General features: G+C 52.6%; 22 protein-coding genes. 11 read left to right on the top strand and 11 right to left on the bottom strand.

The features are described from left to right. Positions 1-222: 222 nt before the first annotated feature. Positions 223-855, bottom strand: a complete 633-nt coding sequence (gene msrA / locus ACR64Q_RS02935; RefSeq protein WP_313733541.1) for a peptide-methionine (S)-S-oxide reductase MsrA — start codon at positions 853-855, stop codon at positions 223-225. Between the two features lie 75 nt (positions 856-930). Here msrA and hslO point away from each other — a divergent pair, with 75 nt between their 5' ends. Then, positions 931-1,812, top strand: a complete 882-nt coding sequence (hslO, locus tag ACR64Q_RS02940) for an Hsp33 family molecular chaperone HslO (RefSeq protein ID WP_026603488.1) — start codon at positions 931-933, stop codon at positions 1,810-1,812. 7 nt (positions 1,813-1,819) lie between these two features. Next, complete coding sequence (locus ACR64Q_RS02945) at positions 1,820-2,593, top strand: hypothetical protein (protein ID WP_026603489.1); 774 nt, start codon at positions 1,820-1,822, stop codon at positions 2,591-2,593. 565 nt (positions 2,594-3,158) lie between these two features. Here ACR64Q_RS02945 and ACR64Q_RS02950 read toward each other — a convergent pair. The 4 genes from ACR64Q_RS02950 to ACR64Q_RS02965 form a co-directional block, all read right to left on the bottom strand. After that, positions 3,159-3,503: a YdbL family probable chaperone protein gene (locus tag ACR64Q_RS02950; RefSeq protein ID WP_313733542.1), complete on the bottom strand. Its 345-nt coding sequence runs from the start codon at positions 3,501-3,503 to the stop codon at positions 3,159-3,161. A gap of 8 nt (positions 3,504-3,511) precedes the next feature. Beyond that, positions 3,512-3,709 (bottom strand): YnbE family lipoprotein, encoded by a 198-nt coding sequence (locus ACR64Q_RS02955; protein WP_026603491.1) that lies wholly within the window; start codon positions 3,707-3,709, stop codon positions 3,512-3,514. Then, positions 3,706-5,577, bottom strand: coding sequence for an intermembrane phospholipid transport protein YdbH family protein (locus tag ACR64Q_RS02960; RefSeq protein WP_313733543.1), 1,872 nt, complete (start codon positions 5,575-5,577; stop codon positions 3,706-3,708). The genes ACR64Q_RS02955 and ACR64Q_RS02960 overlap by 4 nt, the downstream gene beginning before the upstream one ends. Before the next feature lie 79 nt (positions 5,578-5,656). After that, a complete protein-coding gene (locus tag ACR64Q_RS02965) occupies positions 5,657-6,706 on the bottom strand; it encodes a threonine aldolase family protein (RefSeq protein ID WP_313733544.1) in 1,050 nt (349 codons plus the stop codon). 145 nt (positions 6,707-6,851) lie between these two features. On the opposite strand from ACR64Q_RS02965, the gene ACR64Q_RS02970 reads away from it, so the two are divergent. Together ACR64Q_RS02970 and ACR64Q_RS02975 are read left to right on the top strand one after the other, a co-directional pair. Beyond that, on the top strand, positions 6,852-7,823 hold the full coding sequence (locus tag ACR64Q_RS02970; RefSeq protein WP_026603494.1) for a phosphotransferase: 972 nt from the start codon (positions 6,852-6,854) through the stop codon (positions 7,821-7,823). A gap of 17 nt (positions 7,824-7,840) precedes the next feature. Beyond that, positions 7,841-8,725 carry a 3'(2'),5'-bisphosphate nucleotidase CysQ family protein gene (locus tag ACR64Q_RS02975; RefSeq protein ID WP_026603495.1) on the top strand — a complete coding sequence of 295 codons (885 nt, stop codon included), beginning with the start codon at positions 7,841-7,843 and terminating at the stop codon, positions 8,723-8,725. A gap of 28 nt (positions 8,726-8,753) precedes the next feature. Here ACR64Q_RS02975 and ACR64Q_RS02980 read toward each other — a convergent pair whose 3' ends face one another. After that, a complete protein-coding gene (locus ACR64Q_RS02980) occupies positions 8,754-8,954 on the bottom strand; it encodes a KTSC domain-containing protein (RefSeq protein ID WP_020483155.1) in 201 nt (66 codons plus the stop codon). A 157-nt stretch (positions 8,955-9,111) separates the two neighbouring features. Between ACR64Q_RS02980 and ACR64Q_RS02985 the strand changes: the two genes are divergently transcribed. From ACR64Q_RS02985 to ACR64Q_RS02995, 3 genes are all read left to right on the top strand, one after another. Continuing rightward, on the top strand, positions 9,112-9,807 hold the full coding sequence (locus ACR64Q_RS02985) for an SDR family oxidoreductase (protein ID WP_313733545.1): 696 nt from the start codon (positions 9,112-9,114) through the stop codon (positions 9,805-9,807). 269 nt (positions 9,808-10,076) lie between these two features. After that, positions 10,077-10,709, top strand: coding sequence for a carbonic anhydrase (locus ACR64Q_RS02990; RefSeq protein WP_313733546.1), 633 nt, complete (start codon positions 10,077-10,079; stop codon positions 10,707-10,709). 30 nt (positions 10,710-10,739) lie between these two features. Then, a complete protein-coding gene (locus ACR64Q_RS02995; RefSeq protein ID WP_020483152.1) occupies positions 10,740-12,332 on the top strand; it encodes a SulP family inorganic anion transporter in 1,593 nt (530 codons plus the stop codon). Between the two features lie 92 nt (positions 12,333-12,424). Here ACR64Q_RS02995 and ACR64Q_RS03000 read toward each other — a convergent pair whose 3' ends face one another. Together ACR64Q_RS03000 and ACR64Q_RS03005 are read right to left on the bottom strand one after the other, a co-directional pair. Continuing rightward, entirely contained in the window at positions 12,425-13,099 is a 675-nt protein-coding gene (locus ACR64Q_RS03000) for a hypothetical protein (protein ID WP_026603498.1), read from the bottom strand. A gap of 143 nt (positions 13,100-13,242) precedes the next feature. Next, entirely contained in the window at positions 13,243-14,142 is a 900-nt protein-coding gene (locus ACR64Q_RS03005; protein ID WP_026603499.1) for a LysR family transcriptional regulator, read from the bottom strand. 102 nt (positions 14,143-14,244) lie between these two features. Here ACR64Q_RS03005 and ACR64Q_RS03010 point away from each other — a divergent pair, with 102 nt between their 5' ends. From ACR64Q_RS03010 to ACR64Q_RS03025, 4 genes are all read left to right on the top strand, one after another. Continuing rightward, a complete protein-coding gene (locus tag ACR64Q_RS03010; protein WP_026603500.1) occupies positions 14,245-14,844 on the top strand; it encodes an FMN-dependent NADH-azoreductase in 600 nt (199 codons plus the stop codon). 28 nt (positions 14,845-14,872) lie between these two features. After that, positions 14,873-15,754, top strand: coding sequence for a pirin family protein (locus ACR64Q_RS03015; RefSeq protein ID WP_313733547.1), 882 nt, complete (start codon positions 14,873-14,875; stop codon positions 15,752-15,754). Positions 15,755-15,788: 34 nt separating this feature from the next. Next, positions 15,789-16,577 carry a 4,5-DOPA-extradiol-dioxygenase gene (ygiD, locus tag ACR64Q_RS03020; RefSeq protein ID WP_026603502.1) on the top strand — a complete coding sequence of 263 codons (789 nt, stop codon included), beginning with the start codon at positions 15,789-15,791 and terminating at the stop codon, positions 16,575-16,577. A 163-nt stretch (positions 16,578-16,740) separates the two neighbouring features. Next, positions 16,741-17,604 carry a class I SAM-dependent methyltransferase gene (locus ACR64Q_RS03025; protein WP_231499642.1) on the top strand — a complete coding sequence of 288 codons (864 nt, stop codon included), beginning with the start codon at positions 16,741-16,743 and terminating at the stop codon, positions 17,602-17,604. On the opposite strand, the gene ACR64Q_RS03030 is transcribed toward ACR64Q_RS03025, so the two are convergent. From ACR64Q_RS03030 to ACR64Q_RS03040, 3 genes are all read right to left on the bottom strand, one after another. Next, complete coding sequence (locus tag ACR64Q_RS03030; RefSeq protein WP_313733549.1) at positions 17,601-17,999, bottom strand: type II toxin-antitoxin system VapC family toxin; 399 nt, start codon at positions 17,997-17,999, stop codon at positions 17,601-17,603. The two genes, ACR64Q_RS03025 and ACR64Q_RS03030, sit on opposite strands and share 4 nt — an antisense overlap. Before the next feature lie 7 nt (positions 18,000-18,006). Continuing rightward, positions 18,007-18,243: a FitA-like ribbon-helix-helix domain-containing protein gene (locus ACR64Q_RS03035; protein ID WP_026603505.1), complete on the bottom strand. Its 237-nt coding sequence runs from the start codon at positions 18,241-18,243 to the stop codon at positions 18,007-18,009. Positions 18,244-18,310: 67 nt separating this feature from the next. Next, on the bottom strand, positions 18,311-19,534 hold the full coding sequence (locus tag ACR64Q_RS03040) for an amidohydrolase family protein (protein ID WP_313733550.1): 1,224 nt from the start codon (positions 19,532-19,534) through the stop codon (positions 18,311-18,313). Positions 19,535-19,599: the final 65 nt, after the last annotated feature.

Raw genomic sequence — 19,599 nt, forward strand, 5'->3', positions numbered from 1 at the left:
GTACGGTTTTGTGTTGTTAAGACTAATATTAGTTTTAAAGCTCTGTTTGGATGACTGCCCTTTAGGGCTTGTTCGGCTATAACCGAGCGCAGAGGGAGAGCCACACCAGACGCGTAAATTGAAGGATTTTTTCCTAAAAGTCAACCGGAAAAACTCTCCAGGGATGGCGGGGAAACAATAATCTCAAGTCTTATAATGCCTTAGGATTTCTCGGCGATTCGGCTATCCGGAAAAACAGACACCCAGGCCGCCCAAGCCGCAGTAACCGGACGGGTTTTTAGCCAGATACTGTTGATGATCTTCCTCGGCATAATAAAAAGTCGGGGCATTGCGGATTTCGGTGGTTATTGCTGGAAAGCCGGCGGCCGTTAATTTTGCTTGGTATTGTTGTTGGCTTGCCAAGGCTGCTTGATATTGGTCGTCCTGGCAGTAAATAACTGACCGGTATTGGGTGCCGACATCGTTGCCTTGGCGCATGCCTTGCGTTGGATTGTGCGATTCCCAAAATATTGTCAGTAAATCTTCATAAGTAATGACGGCTGGATCGAACACCACCAACACCACTTCGGCGTGGCCGGTCATGCCGGTGCAAATTTCCTGATAAGTCGGGTTGGGCGTAAAGCCGCCAGCATAGCCCACTGCGGTTGTGAATACGCCGTCTTGTTGCCAGAATTTACGCTCGGCGCCCCAGAAACAACCCATGCCGAACACGGCTTGTCGTAGATGCTCTGGAAATGGCGGATGGATAGGGTGTCCGTTGACAGCGTGAAATTGGCCGCTGTCTATGGCTTGCTGACGTCCCGGTAAGGCTTGGACGGCGCTGGGCATTGCGGTTTTTTTGAATATAAAAGACATAAGTGCATCCCGAGGTCGAATGATGGGGGTGTGCGGATTATAATCTCCGCTCAATTAAGAGGATTCCACTAAATCATGAAACAACAAGATTGCTTACGCCGCTTTATTTTCGAAGAACACGGGGTGCGCGGCGAATGGGTGCGGCTGGAACAAAGTTGGCAGCAAGCTAAACAATATCAGCATTTAGTCAACGATGCTGTCGATGCGCAAATGGGACAGGCCTTGGCTGCGGTGGTGTTATTGTCGGCAACCATCAAGTTTAAAGGCGCGATGATCATGCAGATTCAAGGCGGCGGTGATTTAAAAGCCCTGGTGGCACAATCCAGCAATGAGCGGCAAATCAGAGGCTTGGTGCGCAGCGAGGCCCATGTAACCGGTGCGAATTTGCGGGACATGATAGGTGAGGGCGGCAGGCTGGTGTTGACGGTGGAATCCGAGAATGCCGAACCGTACCAAGGCATCGTCGGTGTTGAAGCTGAAACGCTGGCGGATGTGTTGAGAACTTATTTCACCCAATCCGAGCAGCTCGATACCCGTTTGTGGCTGTTTGCGAATAAAACCCATGCGGCTGGGCTGTTCATCCAGGAATTACCGAGTAGCAATCAGGATAAAGCCGACTGGGAACGGATTGAAATATTGGCTAATACCGTTACTGCCGACGAACTGTTAAGTCTGGATTGCGAGGATTTGTTACACCGTTTATTTCATCAAGAAAAGGTCAGAATTTACGAGCCGGAGCCGGTGGAATTTAAATGTAATTGTTCCCGGCAAAAAATCGGCGGCACTTTAGCTGCATTAGGGCGGTCAGAGTTGGAAGCAATTTTGCGGGAACGCGACGACATAGAAGTCGATTGCCAATTTTGCGGAGCGCAATACCACTTTGACAAGGTTGATGTGGAGAACCTGCTGACCAATCCGGCAGCCGAGACCGATACTAACTCGCCTACCCGGCACTGAGGGGGCTATGAATAAAATTAACCGCTTTTTTCGCCTGTTCCTGGCTTTTGTATTACTGAGTACCTTGACTGGCTGCTTGCACTGGCTGCACGCCTACCAGACTTACCTACAAATGGATGAGTTTGATCGTTATTTTGCGGTGACATCTAAAGATGATTTCACCGTGCATTTCAAACAACCCAAACTGCTCAGCGAAGATTTTGTTTCACTGGCCAAGCTGCATGCCAGCACTGAGGAACATACCGGAGACGGCAAACGCTGGCGTTATTGGTTTCGTAAGATCGACAAAGACAGCAAGTTGATTGCACCGGAGATTAGCTTTTACCTGGATCTAGCTTTTAACAAGGAAGATAAAATCACCGACTGGACCTTCTCCAACCTGTTTTTACAAATCGCCCCGCCGGAGTTTCTGGAGGCTTCGTTTCGCTCGCTGGGTGGTGCGGAAATTAATGAAGAGAAAAAACAGCTGAGAGCCAAAGCCGATCAAATGGAAAAAATCGCCGCGCTGTTACCGAAAAAAGCCACGGTGATCAAACAATTGGGCGAACCGCTGGAAATCACCGATGAAGAAAAACAGGAAGTGTATCTTTACCATTTTCGGCTGGATGCCAAGGATATAGAAGAAGGTTACGAGGACAGGGCTTTGAGCGAAGTCAGGTTGATGTTCGATAAAACCACCTCCGAATTGATCAAAATGTCTGGCCGCTTTGCCGGCTTAAAAATATCGATCAATTACAGGAATTTCCAAGAAGAAGACGATAAAAAAGTGGCGGGCATGTGAGCTAGAACGGCAGGCATAAAAAAGCCCACATAAAGTGGGCTTCGTCCGGTGTTATTTTTTATATTGATTGGACGCCTACCGTTGAACAGTAGGTTAATTTCTTGCGTTTATTGTTGTTGTTATACCGGATTAACGGTCGCCTATCCCCCCCCTCATTTAACGGTCATGATTCTTTCGAATCATCTGCGTTTCGCTGAAAGTGGGCGCATTCTATTGGATTAAAATACGGCTGTCCACAAAAAAGTGTGACAATTTGTCGCACATTGATTTTGTGGGCATTGTGCCTGGTTTCTCCTCGGCGTGAGCGAATGACCGAATCGTCTGCTTATTGACGCTTTAGAGAGCTAATTGCTTTTCCAGCCAGCGGTTTTAACGAATTTCGCTCGCCTTGACTAAGTGGGATCGCAAGGTAACTTCTCCCGAGTGGTGCTGGTGATGTTCACGTTTAGGTCGGGAGATAGCTAAATTTGACTTATTAGTGCCACTGCGAACAAATGAAGGTATTTAGACCCTGCTAAGCCCACTCAAAATACCGCTCCACTCGTGCCGACCAAGCTCTCACCGCTCAGCGCTGCGTCCAGCCCGAAGGCGTTTCTACAAACTGACCCGGTGCCGCTTGCCCTATGACTTTCTGCGCGGTCAGTCTGCCCACTTCCTCCGCTGGGACGCCGTTTTTAGCGGCTATGCGTTGATATTCCGCCAAGCGTTGGGCATTAATGCTCTCAACCAGTGCTTTTATCTCGGCCGATGCATCGGGCTTGACCAAGCCCAGGAAACCGTTCATTTGTTCGCCCACCAGCCCTGCCGATTTTGCCTGGGCTAGATCGGTTGCGTTGACCGGCAGGGCGACCAGACATAAGCCTAAAAATAGTGACGGTAAAATTGATAGCAAATTTTTGTTGTTCATCATTAGCTCCTTTAAAACAAGCCTTTCTGGCTGGAAAGCAATTCGTCGACGTCTTTTTCCACTTTCAAACGGATTTCGTGTTCGATCTTTACATTCATATTAATTTCAATCGGTTTGTCCGGCGCTTCCAGCCTGACCGAGGGCGAACACCCCGTCAGGTAGATGCTGCCGCACAACATGGCCGCGCTACTTGCAGCTTTCCAGTTCATTGACTCCTCCGGTCCGCCGGCGGCGGTTTGGGTAATTGATCCCCTGTTGGGGTGTTCGGCGATTTTTCCAGATTAGCCGGTTTGGCGATGGCTTGTTCCAAAATGGTTCGTTCCAAATCGCCGGCTAAAATCCCTTTTTGCAACAACTCGGGCAGTTGACCGCTGATATTCAAGTTAAAGGCCAGCGGATGGCCGGATAATACTTCCGGGTTACTGCCTTCCAGGCGTAAGCCCAGATGATAGTCGCCGTTCGGGCGATAATTTACCTTGGCTTGCAGACTCCGATAAACCAAGTTTTTAAGAGCCTTAAAGGCGATGTTCTGACTATCGGCCGGTCCGACATAGCGTAACACACCCGGTTGCGTGCCGTTGAGGCTGCCGTCTTGCACGTCTATGGCCCCCGTCGATAGCTGCAACGGCAGTTCGCCGGCTATCGCGCCGGTCCCGGAAATATTCGGGTAATGCAGGCTCATTAAAAGCTGCGACAGATCGACATCGTGGAGTCGTAAGGTCAACAGAATCGGCGTTTGCTCCAAGCGTATCGTGTCCGGCATCAATTCCATCGTGCCGCCAAATAGTGCCAGGCTGGCCTGATTTAGGGTCAGCGCCTGATCGAGATAGCGGGCTTTGACATTAAGGTTGCGCGCTATCAAATCTTTACCCAATCCCAGCGTCGGCACTTCGGCAGACAAGTCCACGGCCCGAGTCGCCAACTCCGGAATGTTCAGTTCGACCTTAGCGTTCTCGATTTTTGCCGGACCGGCTGCCATGGCCAAATCGGTAATAGTCAATTGTGCCGTCCCGGAAGCATCTTGATTGCTCGGCTTTTGCAGTTGCAGGTTTCCCAGCACTGCGCCGCCGGTAACTGTCCCGCTAGCCGCCATGGCCGGTAACCAGGGTTTGATTAAATCGAATGCCTCGCTGGCGGGCATGTCCAGGCGGCCGATCGCATCGATAGTCTGCTTGTTTGTCATCGCTATATCGACAGCAACTAAAGGCTGCTTATTGCGTTTCAGCATGGCTTCAGCCTGCAGACTGGCGAAGTTGTCCGTTGTTTTGGCGTTTACGCTTAGCTGCGCAGCACTTAGCAAAGGGCTTAACTTCGATACATCATAGGTCTGGGTTTTTGCCCGCAAAGTTTGCGGTATCAGTAAGCTGCTGCCAAACCACTCGATAAGTCCAAGTGCGCCGGCATGCAGACTGATTTGCTTGGCGGGGCGATCCAGTTGTTGAGCTTCCAGTTTTAATATATTGCCACTTGGTAGCCTATCAACGCTGAGTTTGGCTGCGCTAAAACCCGGATCGATTTTCAGATGAAGCGATTGTCGAGCATCCTGAAGTTTTGCGTCGATGGCATCGGCCGCACTGCGCTTAATCTCAGCTTGACCGGCGAAGCTGCTCAGGCCCCAGGGTGTGTCGACGTCAATTTCCAGTTTCGCGATGCTCAATCGGTCCAGCGGTAAACTGATGGGGGCGTTTTCCGTAGCGTTCGTTGCGGGTGGGTCGGCAGGGTGATAGTTAAATTTCAGCACGGCGTGGCGGATGCTGACGCTGTAGAGTACGCGCTTTTCCAGATCGTAATCAGTGGCGACCTCGTGCATCGCGACTGTTAAGTCGCCAGCCGGCGTTGCCAAGCCGAAGCTGATTTCAGCCAGCTTGGCTTGCTTATAGTCAAACGACAGTCCCGACAGCGAAGGTGAGCTAAGTACGGTGTGTTTCAGGGCCTGTTGCAGTATTAGCTCTAGTAAAACCGCGCGTTGCCACCAGACGGCCAGGCAAAGCAGCGCAATTCCCAGGAGCGCAACAGCGACTGTTGTAGGCCATGAACTGCGGCGTTTCAAAACGTTTGCGGTGGGTGACGAGCTCATGGCCTACCAGGCGGCGGCATTGTCAACAGGCGGATCATGGTGTTGAGTCTAGGACGATAGCCGCGCAAATCGGTCCCCTTCAACTCAAAAGCGCGACAAAGGCATCGACTTGCTCCGCTTCCGTCGCAAAACTGGTGACCAAGCGTACCAACACTTCCTGGTCATCTACTAGACCAGGGGTCGCCCGTGGTGGATTCCAGGGATAAAACACCGCGCCTTGTTGTTGCAAACGTTCCGCATGCCCTTGATCTAATACAGCAAACACTTCATTGGCTTCCGCGCGCCAGGCCAGTCGGGCGTGTTTCGAGTTAATAATACCGTGTTGCAAGCGTGCCGCCATCGCGTTGGCGTGGCGCGCCAGCTCCAGCCAAAGCCCCTCTTCTAAATAAGCCTCGAACTGACAGGCGATAAACCGGCTTTTAGACATCAGCTGAGCAGCGCGCTTGCGGATAAACGGCAAATCTTTAGCCTGCGCCGGATTCATAAACACCAACGCTTCCGCACACCAACAGCCGTTTTTGGTAGCGCCGAAAGAGACGATGTCTACACCCAGCTTCCAGCTCATTTCCGCAGGCGTTAACTCTAGCGAGACCAGTGCATTGGCAAAACGCGCGCCGTCCATATGCAGCGGTAAGCCGTAAGTTTGGGCAATCTCCGAAATAGCGGAAATCTCCTCGGGCTGGTAAAGCGTACCGATTTCGGTCGCTTGGGTGATGGAAATGGCCATGGGTTGGCCGGCATGCACAAAATTGGGCGGGAAACGTTCGATTTCCGCTTTTAGATTGTCGGGGGCGATTTTGCCATGGTTGCCGTCCACCGGCGCCAGCCTCGCGCCATGGGTAAAAAACTCCGGAGCGCCGCATTCGTCTTCCAACATATGCGCTTCGCGGTGACAAAACGATACGCCGCCCGGTCGGTTGACGGCGGCCAGTGCCAGCGAGTTGGCGGCCGTGCCGGTGCTGACGAAATAGACCGCGACTTCCCGTTCGAATAGCTCGTTAAACTGTCGCTCGATTTGGCGATCTAGAGCGCTGGCGCCATAGGGTGCCGAAAACCCCGCCGAAGCGGCCAACAGGCGTTGGGAAATGGCCGGGTGCGCGCCAGCCCAATTATCGGATGCAAAATTCATGGTCGGTATCATGGCGGTGATGTTTAATGTGTTGGCGATGCGACGGTATGAACTATACCAACGATACCGCAATCCGACACGTAAGCCTGGCTTTCGTTTGGCGTATTCCCGGAAAATAGCGATTCTTTAGGCACTTACCATCCCTATGCAAAATACCATACACGACCTCGTGCTTAAGGCCTCCGGCGCTAATGATGCATTTCAACTTGAGACTATTCAAAGCCTATGGAGCGGCTATGGTTATATTTTTCGCTACGGTTTAACCGGTTGCGACAGCGCTAGCGTGATAGTCAAACACGTAAAACTGTCGGCACAAAGTCTGCAAACGCCCGGTTCCAATGAAGATTTGTCGCATCGACGCAAAGTACGCTCTTATCAGATTGAGACAGCCTGGTATCAAACTTGGGCGAAGCATTGCGACGCCGATTGCCGTGTGCCGGCTTATTTGGCATTCGAGACCTTTGGCGAGGATATCGTGATGGTCTTGGAAGACCTGCACCCGGTGGGATTTCCACAACGCCGTTCTAGGGCCGGCGAACAGGAAATACGTACTTGCCTCGCATGGCTGGCAAATTTTCATGCCACGTTTATCGGCGAAAAGCCCAAGGGTTTGTGGCCCACCGGCACCTATTGGCATCTGCAAACCCGGCCCAACGAATTGGAAGCCTTGCAGGATATTGCTTTGAAAAATGCCGCGTCGGCGATAGATCAAAAGCTGCGTGATACCCCTTATCAAACCTTCGTGCACGGCGATGCCAAATTGGCTAATTTCTGTTTTTCGGCGGACGGCAGCCGGGTCGCTGCGGTGGATTTTCAGTATGTTGGCGGCGGATGCGGGATCAAGGATGTCGCGTATTTCATAGATAGCTGCTTAGGGCAGGACGAGTGCCAGCGCCGGGAGAGTGAATTGCTGGATATTTATTTTCAAGCCTTGCAACAAGCGTTGCGGCGCAAACAGAAACCCGTAGATGCCGATGCCGTGGAGCAAGATTGGCGGGCCTTGTATCCGCTGGCTTGGACCGATTTTCACCGCTTCTTAAAAGGCTGGAACCCCGGCTATTGGTCCCCCAACAGCTATAGCGAGCGGCTGGCGCGGCAAGTCATCGCGCAATTATAAAACTACAAGGAGAACCGATGCGCTTGTCAACGGACGATCTGCATTTACTTGGCCAATCCGCTATTTCTGCGGCGATGCAGGCCGGAGCATTGATTGCCAGGCATGCGCAACGCGCAGTCGCGGTCAATACCAAAGACGGCGGCACCAGTCTGGCGGCTCAGGTCGTGACGGAAGTCGATCATCGAAGTCAGGACATCATTTTGCAAACTTTGCGGCCGACTTGCGCGCGATACGATTTAGCCCTGTTGTCGGAAGAAAGTCCCGACGACGGTGCGCGGCTACAAAAGGATTATTTCTGGTGCATCGATCCTTTGGATGGCACCTTGCCGTTTATCGAAGGTGTGCCGGGTTACTCGGTGTCCATTGCCTTGGTGTCGCGCGCCGGACAAGCATCGATCGGTGTGGTTTACGATCCCTTAACCCACACGCTTTATTGGGCGATTAAAGATCAAGGCGCTTGGCAAAACCAACAAGCTTTTAAGCTGGCAACCCCAGCGCAAATCTTGACTTTTATTACCGACAAAAGCTTTGCTCAGGACCCGTTGTATCATGCTACGCAGCCCGAACTGGAACGCATCGCCGTTGAGTTGGGCTATGCCGGCGCCAAGCTGCGTCTGCAAGGCGGCGCGGCCTTGAATGCCTGCCAAGCGCTGACGCAGGCTCCGGCGTGTTATTTCAAATTTCCCAAGCCGGATAAGGGCGGCGGCAGCGTTTGGGACTACGCCGCCACCGCCTGTTTGTTCCAGGAAGCCGGCGTCCCGGTCAGCGATATACACGGCAAACCGCTGGTGTTAAATCCGGATGGCTCGACTTATATGAATCATTGCGGCGTGTTGTATTGCTCCGATCAAGCTATCGCAGAGAGCATGATTCGGCTTTATCGGCAATTGCGACTGGGGTAATAACTGCCGCCGCTTCAAGGTGAGTTTTTTAGCAGGGAAAAAAGTTCTGTAGGTGACGCTTATAAAACCGATTTTTGGAGCGCGCGTTCAGAAACGCGGCGAACAGGTGTTCAGGAACGTGGCAAAAATCTTGGGCTTGCTTATCTTTGAAACACACCCGCATTTTGTGGGTTTGTTCGTCGTAGCCGATCACTTCGATAGTGTTGGATTTCACTGACTGCATTTGCATAGTAGCCTCCCGGAATGTCATGCTAAAACTGTGTCGGTGAGGCATGGCTAAATACGAATAGTTCAATCGGCAATTTCTGATCAAGATTGCGGTAAACACCTCAGCAAACCGCATAAGCTTCCCTAATTCTTTCAATCACTCGTTTGGAGATGTAACGATGCAAACTGTTTTAATCACCGGTGCCAATCGCGGCTTGGGTTTGGAATTTTGCCGGCAATATGCGGCCGCCGGTTATAAAGTCATTGCGGCCTGCCGCAACCCGGGCAAGGCCGAGCAATTGGCCGCGCTTGCCCAACAATATCCGCACATTCAAATCGAGACGCTGGATGTAGCGGATTTCAATCAAATCGATGCACTGGCAAGCAAACTATCCGACTGCAAAATCGATGTGTTGCTGAACAATGCCGGCGTTTACGGCGATCAAGCCGGTCGCGGTTTTGGGCAACTTGACTACCAAACCTGGGCGAACGTGCTGGCGGTCAACGTGATGGCGCCAGTCAAATTGGCCGAAGCTTTCCTGCCGCAGGTGCAACGCAGCGAAAAACGCTTGATTGTGGCCTTGAGCAGTTTGATGGGCAGCATGACCGACAATACCAGCGGCGGCAGCATCCTGTACCGCTCCAGCAAGGCCGGATTGAATGCGGCATTGAAAAGCCTGTCCATCGATTTGCGGCCTTCGTCTATTGGCGTATTGATTCTGCATCCGGGCTGGGTCAGAACCGATATGGGCGGACCGAACGGCTTGATCGATGTTGAGGAAAGCGTATCCGGCATGCGTAAGGTGATAGCCAATTTCAGTCTGGCCGATAGCGGCAGCTTTGTTAAGTACGACGGCTCGGCGCTGCCCTGGTAAAACAGACAGTTTTAAATTCATCACATCCCCAAGTCATCCTGACTGTCTTTCGCGCACTGTTTGCACTGTCGTAAATAGTGCGCGGCAGCTCTTGCTTTAATCCCTACTGGCGCCGATAAATAGCGATTCGAAACTTTATTGCTTGCATAAAAATTTCGATTCGATATTATTTGTCCGGCGCCGACAATATCTTCCAATACATCGGTTGCTCAAGTGCGACACCTAAGAATCGCATCGTTTACATTGCAACGACACAAGAGGAGGGGTTTATGCAGACTCCCAACAAATTACTACTGGAAAACAAAGCCTGGTCAGAAGCCATGACCGGTAAACAACCGGATTACTTCGTCAATATGGCCAAGGAGCAACATCCGGAATTTTTATGGATAGGCTGCTCCGACAGCCGTGTGCCGGTCGATACCATAGTCCACGCCCAACCCGGCGAAATATTCGTGCATCGGAATATCGCCAATCAAGTCATCACCACCGATTTCAACGGTTTAAGCGTGTTGCAATATGCGATTAACGCTTTAAAGGTTAAGCATGTGATTGTCTGCGGCCATTATGGCTGCGGTGGCGTAGAAGCGGCCTTGCGGCAGCAGCGCGGTGATCTGGTTATCGCCAACAAGTGGTTGACGCACATTAAGGAAGTGTATCGTTTGCACCAAGACGAACTGGACAATTTGCAGCCCGAACGCAAACTCAACAAATTGATCGAATGGAATGTCATTGAACAAGTGCAACGTCTGGCCCACACCTCTATCGTGCAATCGGCCTGGATGTCCGGCCAAAAAGTCAGTTTGCGCGGCTGGGTATACGGTTTGCACGATGGTTTGCTGAATGAATTGATACACATCGACGCCACGTCGCCGATTCACAACATCTACCAATACGCCCATTAAGGCTCCCAGTTGCCCGCACGGAGACCGTCTATGAAAATGCAGTTTAATGATTACCTGAAATATTTTCGTCAGGATTTTTCGGCCAGCATCGTGGTGTTTCTGGTGGCCTTGCCCTTGTGTCTCGGGGTGGCGTTGGCGTCCGGCGCACCTTTATTCGCCGGGGTTATCGCCGGCATGATCGGTGGTATCGTCGTGTCGTGGTGTAGCGGGTCGCAGCTCAGCGTCTCCGGCCCCGCGGCGGGCCTGACGGTCATCGTCTTCAACGCCATCGAAACCTTGGGCAATTACAAGGCTTTTTTGTTGAGCCTGATGTTTGCCGGGATTTTCCAAATCCTGTTCGGTTTCGTTCGGGCTGGGGCGATTGCGGCGTTTTTCCCTACCGCGGTGATCAAAGGTATGTTGGCGGCTATCGGCATGATCCTGATCATCAAGCAAACCCCGCATGCTACCGGTTACGATGAAGGCTACGCGGCGGATGAGAGTTATATGCCGGATACCGCCGGCTCCAGTTTCATCGAGTTTACGCAATCCTTGCACGGTATTTCGCCCGGCGCGACCCTGGTGGCTTGCGTGGCCTTGTTGATTCTAATTTTTTGGGAAAGCGCTTTCATCAAACAATTTAATGCCTTACGGATGATTCCGGGGCCGCTATTGGCGGTGATTTGGGGGGTATCTTTCAATGCCTGGGCCTTGGCGGCTGCGCCGGAATGGTCTATCGGCGTCAAGTATCTGGTATCTTTGCCGGAACTGGGTTCCACCGGTAATTTTGTTAACCAGTTGCGCTTGCCGGATTTCAGCTATCTCGGCAATCCCAAGATTTATAGCATCGCGCTGACTCTGGCCATCATCGCCAGCCTGGAGACCCTGCTAAGCGTCGAAGCGGTGGACAAGCTCGACCCGCATAAACGCGTTTCGCCGACCAATCGCGAATTGAAAGCCCAGGGCCTGGGCAACCTGCTCAGTGGTTTGATGGGCGGCTTGCCGATCACGGCAGTGATTGTGCGCAGCTCGGCCAACATCAATGCCGGCGGTCAAACCCGGGTATCCAGTTTTTTCCATGGGGTGCTGTTATTGATCAGCGTATTGTTTTTCGCGCATTTTCTGAACATGATCCCATTAGCCTGTCTGGCGGCGATTTTGCTGCAAACCGGTTACAAGCTGGCGAAGCCGGCCATGTTTGTGGAGTTTTACCAAAAAGGTCTGAATCAATTTGTGCCGTTTGCGATCACCGTGTTCGCGATTTTATTTACCGACTTGTTGGAAGGTATCGCGATAGGTATGGTGTGCGGTATTTTTTTCGTATTACGGGCCAATTTCCATGCGGCTATCACCTTAACCCAGCATGGGCCCAACTATTTGCTGAGGCTGCACAAGGACGTGTCTTTTTTAAATAAAGCCTTGCTTCGTAATTATCTGGGCAGTATCGCCGATGATAGTGAATTGATCGTTGATGGTGGCAAAGCCTTGTTTATCGATCACGACATTCTGGAAACGCTAAGCGATTTCCTGCAAGCGGCACCGGATCGGAATATCCAAGTGGAGTTACAAGGTTTTGCTCTGGAATCTCGATTGCTTGAGCAGGATGCCGTCTTCATACCCCGCTTGGCTGCGGCGGGACATTAGCTGGAAACACGCCTGTTAGGATTTGGCAAACGCATGGCTTTGCATCAATCCAGCAAGATGCAAAGCCATAGGCAGATCCGATGCCTTGCGAACTATTTAATGACTCGCTGTTTTCTTTGCGTGATGCCGGCCATTCCTAGGGCTGAAGCAAACAGCCAGACGGCTCCCGGCAACGGGACCACGGAAGCCTGTATGTGATACGAGTAACCCGCTTTTATGTTATCTACTGCCGCGAAGCCGTCCATGCTCACGGATTCATCGCTCAGGGTTCCGTACCAAGACGATGGGTTGGGGGTGGGCATTGTCACACAGGACGCGATAAGGCCTAGTGGCACAGGACAGCCGGAAGATGCCGACTCCGAATGAAAGGCTGTGCCGCTAGTCATAAGACTAAAGAAACTTGGGAAATCGAAGCTATGGATTGCGCCGTTCAGCGTGACGTTGGCGTTGGTAAACAATAGCTTGTCGGCAATTCCACCGCTTGCCGGCGTTGCAGAAGGGTTCGCCGTACTTTGATAGCGTTCGACGTCAAATGATCCGGCTATGCTGAACGGTCCAAAGTTCTCACTTGGCTCTGAGCCGTCTGCGCCGATTACGATAAAAGAGGGGATGTAGGTAGCAAAGCTTTCCGCTGAGTTAATAACGTAATGAGTCGTTGCGGTCTTGATGAAGTCCGAGCCAGCAACCACGGTCGCCTGCGCGGAGCCAATCGCCATCATTCCGCCTAACAGAGCGATGCCGCGTGAAATAGCCAAAAATCTAAACATGAATTTTCCTTGAATTGTTGAAATGACAGGCTTCCTAACCATGCGTTAGGCCACGCGGATTCTATAGACACGGGTAATTTCAGTCAAACAAATAAGCTATGTTGCCAGGCGGCTTTGCCGTTTACCCAGTTGCCGATACCGTGTCATGCAAAGGCATTTAAATGCGTTTCCAAAAAATCGATAAATGCCCGGGTTTTGGTCGGCATCAAACGTCGGCCGGGGAACACCAGCCAAGCCGTGGTTTGCGGCAAGCACCATTCCGGCAGCACGCGCACTAACTCTTGATTAGGTAGGTAAGTGCTGGCGTATGAGTCCGGCGCGGCGACGATGCCTTGATCCTGGATTGCCAGTTTGACCAATAATTCCGGCGAGTTGGCTTTGACGCGTACCGGCGGCATACCCAGCCATTGTTGGTCGCCTTTACTCAGTTGCCAGACCGGGGCTTCCCGATTACCGGCCAGCAGGCTGAGGGCATCGTGTGTTAATAATTCTTCAGGTTGCTTAGGTGTGCCGCGTTTATGCAAATAGGCTTGTGACGCATACAAGCCCCAGGTTTGCAGGTTCAGGCGCTTGGCCGTCAAGGTGGCGTCGTCAGGCAGATCGCCCATCCGAATCGCCAAATCAAAACTCTCGCTGAGTAAATCCACTCGCCGCGCGGATAAATCGATCTCCAAGGCAATCGCCGGGTAAGTATCGCTGAATTCGGCCAGCAGCGGCGCCAAGAATAGATTGGCAAAGTCGTTGGGCATCGAGATGCGCAGCACACCGCTGGGCTGGATTTGCCGGTGTTGCGCCAAGGCCATCGCCGCTTCGATTTCTTCGCCCACTTGCCGGCCATGTTGCAGCAAGCGCAAGCCAAATTCGGTTAGATTCAGTTGCCGGGTGGTGCGTTGCAGCAGACGTTCGCCCAGCTGTTTTTCCAGATTGCTGATGCGCCGCGACAGGGTTGATTTTGGTAAACCCAGCAATTCGCCGGCTTTAGAAAAACTGCCGGCGTCGGCAATTTTGGCGAATAGCCACAGGTCGTTAGGTTCTATCTGCATTATTGTTCCTCCAGTGGAACAATGTTATCCATTTTCCGGTCTTCTGCCCAATATTATCCAGGCGTATAGTCAACCCAACTTCAACACCTTTGGGAGACTTAAATGAACATTCTACAAATCAACTCCAGCATCCGCGCCGAAAATGCCTATTCCAGCCGCTTGGCCGATAGCTTGGTTGCCGGCTTACGGCAGCAAGCGCCGGCTGCACAATTGGTCGTGCGCGACTTGGCGAAAACCCCGCATCCGTTGCTGGATGAAGCGGCTTTGATCGCATTGAGTACGCCCGTCGAGCAACGCAGCCCTGCGCAAGCACAACGGGTAGCGCTGGACGACGCCTTAATTGCTGAAATTCAACAAGCCGACATCGTGGTGTTGACTGCGCCGATGTATAACTTCGGCATTCCGGCACAATTGAAAGCCTGGATAGACGCTATCGCCCGCGCCAGAGTGACGTTTCAATACACCGAAAACGGCGTGGAAGGCTTGCTGAAAAACAAACAGGTCTATGTAATCCAAACCGCCGGCGGCAAACATAGCGGCACCGAGACCGACAGCCAAAGTGCTTATTTACGTACCGTCCTGGGATTTTTGGGTATGACCGATGTCACCTTTATTTACGCGGAAGGTTTGGCGATGGGCGGCGATGCCGAACAATTGGCCCTGCAAACCGCTGCTACCCAGATCGCCGTGTTGGCAGCCTGATCGTTAAGCTTATTTCGGGAGATTAGTCATGAACACAGAAGCAGTGAAAACAGATGTAGTCCAACATTCGCGCGCTATCGAACAACTCGTGGTCGGGCACGCGACTTCGGACGGCGCCGGCGTGAAATTGACCAGGGTGTTGGGTCAGGCTTTACAGCAACGTCTCGATCCGTTTTTGATGCTGGATGCCTTCGGCAGCGATAAACCTAACGATTACATCGCCGGCTTTCCGAACCATCCGCATCGGGGTTTCGAGACTTTGACCTATTTGATTGCCGGGCGGATGCGGCATAGCGACAATGCCGGTCATCAAGGCTTGTTGGAAACCGGCGGCATTCAATGGATGACCGCCGGGCGCGGGATTATCCATTCGGAAATGCCCGAGCAAAAAGACGGCTTGCTGGAAGGCTTTCAGTTGTGGATCAATCTGCCTGCCGCCGAGAAGATGCAGTCGGCGGGTTACAAAGACGTGCAAAGCGAGCAGATTCCGGAATTTGTCACGGCTGACGGCGTCAAGGTGCGGGTGATAGCCGGCAGTAGCCTTGGCGCAGCGGGGGCAATTCAACGGCCTGATACCGAACCGCTATTTCTGGACGTGCATGTACCGGCTGGCGTTAGTTTCAGCCAGTCTCTGCCCGTTGGCCATAACGCTTTTTTCTATGTATATCACGGCGAAGCGGCTGTGGCCGAGCGGTCGGTATCCGCGCAACGCATGGCGGTTCTGAACAACGATGCGTCCGCAGATGGGGTAATCTTGCAAGCCAAGCAAGACAGCCGCTTGATATTGGTGGCCGGCGCGCCGCTACGCGAGCCTATCGTGCAACACGGGCCGTTTGTGATGAATACCCGCGAGCAGATTGAGCAAGCCATAGACGATTACCAGGCCGGTCGCTTTAACGCAGCCGCTTAGTAGCTTACAGAAGATTTTCATGGGAGTAGAGACGATGAATTCGGCCAAGCCTGACAACCGCAACTTGCCAAGGATGCCGGCCTTATTCATCGGTCACGGCAGCCCGTTGAATGCGATTGAAGAGAGCGAATTCAGTCGAGCTTGGGCGGCGCTGGGACAAAGCCTGCCCAGGCCCAAGGCCATTTTATCTGTCTCCGCGCATTGGCAAACCAAGGGCACTTGGGTTACCGCGATGCCGCAACCGAGGACCATCCACGACTTTTACGGCTTTCCGCAAGCCTTATTCGATTTTGTCTATCCGGCGCCGGGCAGCCCCGCATTGGCGGCTAAGATTCAGGCCGAGATGCCATTTATTCAGCTGGATCAGGAGTGGGGTCTGGATCATGGCAGCTGGTCGATTTTGTGCCATATGTTTCCGAATGCCGACATTCCTGTTTTACAACTCAGTCTGGATAGCGATAAGTCGCCGGAAGAACACTATCAACTGGGCAAAGCGTTACGCTGGCTAAGGGACGAAGGCGTGTTGATCGTCGGCAGCGGCAACATCGTGCATAACTTGCAGGCAGCGATTTGGCGGGATACTGCCCATGACTGGGCCGTAACGTTTGCCGAACGGGTTAAACAATTGATTCGCGCCGGCGATCACCGGGCCTTAATTCACTACCAGGCGCTAAAAGATGCGGCTTTGGCTATTCCCACCGACGAGCATTTTCTGCCCTTGCTGTATATCCTGGGTTTGCAAGACGAGGGCGATAAGCTGAGTTTTTTAACCGACAAAACTACGCTGGGCGCCATAGCCATGTTATCTGTCCAATTAGGTTAATCGGGCGAAACGATGTTTCTGCTTAGCCTGTTCGCCGTCAGTGTTGGTGTGCCGCCGCATTCGAGCATAAAATTGCCGGCTTAACCAGCCTCTGCATCTGCCCACCACTATGTCCAAGCACCAACTTCACCGCCAATCATCTGCAAGCAAACCCGCTAGTAGCGTGGCAATTTCTGGAAATGAAGATCGGGAATACGCGGTTAGCTGGCCCGATTACGAGTTACTGGATGCCGGTGACGGTAAAAAACTGGAGCGCTGGGGCGAGGTGATAACCATCCGTCCGGAGATTCAAGCGCAGTCCAAGCCGGGTTGGTCATGGCTAGAATGGCAGGACAGGGCGCATTGGGAGTTTGTAGAGCTATCATCCACCCAAGGTAGCTGGAAAAGTCTGAAGCCGAATTCACCGGACCACTGGCAAATTGCCTATGAGCAATTGCAGTTTGGCTTGAAACTCACCAAATTTAAACATGTCGGCTTATTTCCGGAGCAGCAGGCTAACTGGAAGTTTATCGCTGAACATTTGCAGCCAGGGCAAAAAATGTTGAATCTGTTTGCTTATACCGGTGCGGCCTCGCTGGTGGCGAGAGCGAAAGGCGCGGAAGTGGTGCATGTGGATTCGGTCAAGCAAATGCTGGATTGGGCCAATGACAACATGGCGCGTAGCGGGCTGACCGACATTAAATGGGTGTTGGAAGATGCCTTGAAATTTGCCAAGCGCGAATTGAAACGCGGCAACCATTACGATGGCATCATCATGGACCCGCCGGCCTGGGGTTTGGGGGCCAAGGGCGAAAAATGGAAGCTGGAAAATCAGCTAGCCGATTTGATCGAAACGGCGCGCCGCTTGATGAATCCCGGCGGGTTTCTAATCCTGAATACTTACTCGCCGAAAGTGGAATGGGCGGATTTGGCCAACAACGCCGCCCCATGCTTTGCTAAAAACCAAATCGAAATAAAACAGCTCTGGATGCAAAGCAAAACCGGCAAAGCCTTGTTTTACGGCAATTTGCTGCGGGCGACGGCTTAATCCGTGAATTGATTGAGGACCCGAATTCCTGTGCCGGCAAAGTCACCAACATGCCGGGTGACAACGGTAAGATCGTAAATTAACGCCGTAGCAGCGATCAATTTATCCAAGGGGTGTTGAGGATTTGGTACGCGCATTTTCCCCCAAACCAGCGCAATCTCGGTGTCGATAGGCAGGACATGATGGCGATATTCCTTCATAAGCTGGTTTAGCCAGTTCTCGAGTAACTCGCCTTGGCTAAAATCGCCGCGGTGATAAATCAGATCCACGCCGCGCCGCAATTCACCGACGGTGACGACAGAAATATACAGCTTGTGATCATTTTGGGCGACGCCAGCAAAGAACTGGTTAACGCCCGGATTTGTCTTGCTGCCTTTGCGGATTTCGCTAATCACATTCGTGTCAATCAAATACATCAGCCAAATCGCTCTCGGTATCAACACGCAGAAAGTCAGTATCCGAGCCGACATTGGGCATGGCGGCTAGCGCTTCCGTAAAAGATTTCCGTTGCGGCCCGGTCAAAACCTCCGCCAGGATGGCGCGATGTTCTGCTTCTGTGGAACGATGGTGGGCGGCAGCTCTGGCTTTCAAAGCCTTAACCAGCGTTTCATCAAGATTTCTAACAACAAGGCTGGGCATAGCTAACTCCAAGGGGTGGTGCTATCAATGCTAGCACGCGCTTTGGCGTAGCGGCAGTTTTTTAACTCTAACGTTGTTGGCCCGTAAAAAACGGCCGAGTCGCAAAGATGCCATCCGCAAAACGCTTACCTTGCCAGGCCAAACTGCGTTTCAAGACAAAATCGAAGCGGAAGGGGTGGTATTCCTGTAAGGCCAATAGCGGTTCGATGGCGTCTGCCGCCAGCAAGCCGGCTTTGGCAAAAGCTTCGGGTGAAATCAACGGCAAAATCCCGGTCAGGGGGTAGTCTGAACCATATAGCAATCGACCATGCCAGCTCGTTTCCGTCAGCAAGGTCTTAATGACCTCCATGTCACGATTGCGCAAGGTAATCGCGGAAATATCCCCAAATAGCCTATCTTGCCACTGTTTATCGGCCATCAGCTTGGCAAACAAGTCAAAGCTTCTGACTTCCCGGCCGTCTTCATCCACATCCGTGCCCAACGTCGCGCAATGGGCGATCACAACCCGGACGCCAGCATCGAGAGCCCGCCGCAAACGTAGCGGATTGCCGAATAAAGGTTGGTCGGCACCATGCAACGCGTTTTCTTCGCCGCCGTGGGTAATGATCGGGATGTTTAATTGCGCAGCCGCTTTATAAAACCGGTCGCATTGCGGCGAAGCCGGGTCTATGCCCATCGCCGGCGGCAGCCATTTGACGGCACGCGCGCCATTCGCCACGGCTTTTTCCAATACCGTCACGCAATCCTGGCGATAAGGATGGATGCTGGCCACCCATTCGAAGCGCTCCGGATAGGCTTGCGCCAAACTTTGGGCGTACTCATTGGGCACAAAAAATGCGGTATTGGCATGATCCGGGTCGCCGCTGGCGCCGTGAGCGCGGTCGAAGGCATACAGCATGGCCTTAGCGCCCTTGGGCGTAGTATCCATCAGTGCGCGCAGACGCTTGACGAATGCGACGTCTTGGTGGGTGTCGGGGATGCAGGCGGCGTTGGCGTAGGCCCAATGTTGCAGGGTTTGCACCGGGTGCTTTAGCGGCGCGTGCATATCCGGCGTTTGCGTAATGCCGCTTCCGCTGTCGCCGGAACCGACGATATGCGTGTGGCAATCCCACCAGTCTGCCGGATTAATACCTTGCCAGGCGGCGGTTTCCAGGGCTGATGCTGGCGTCCCGGTCGGATCGAGGCATTGGTTGGTTAAGCGAAATAGCGCAGACGCCGGTGTGCTGGCGGAAGCCAAGCCGGCAGCCGCTAGTTTTAGAAAACGGCGGCGGGCGCAACTTTTAGCGGGCATGCGATGGTTTGATGGCATGGGGTGTTTTTTAGGTCGGATGCTGTGGGGATAGGATCCGAAAAATC

Source organism: Methylomonas sp. 2F7 (assembly GCF_057126975.1).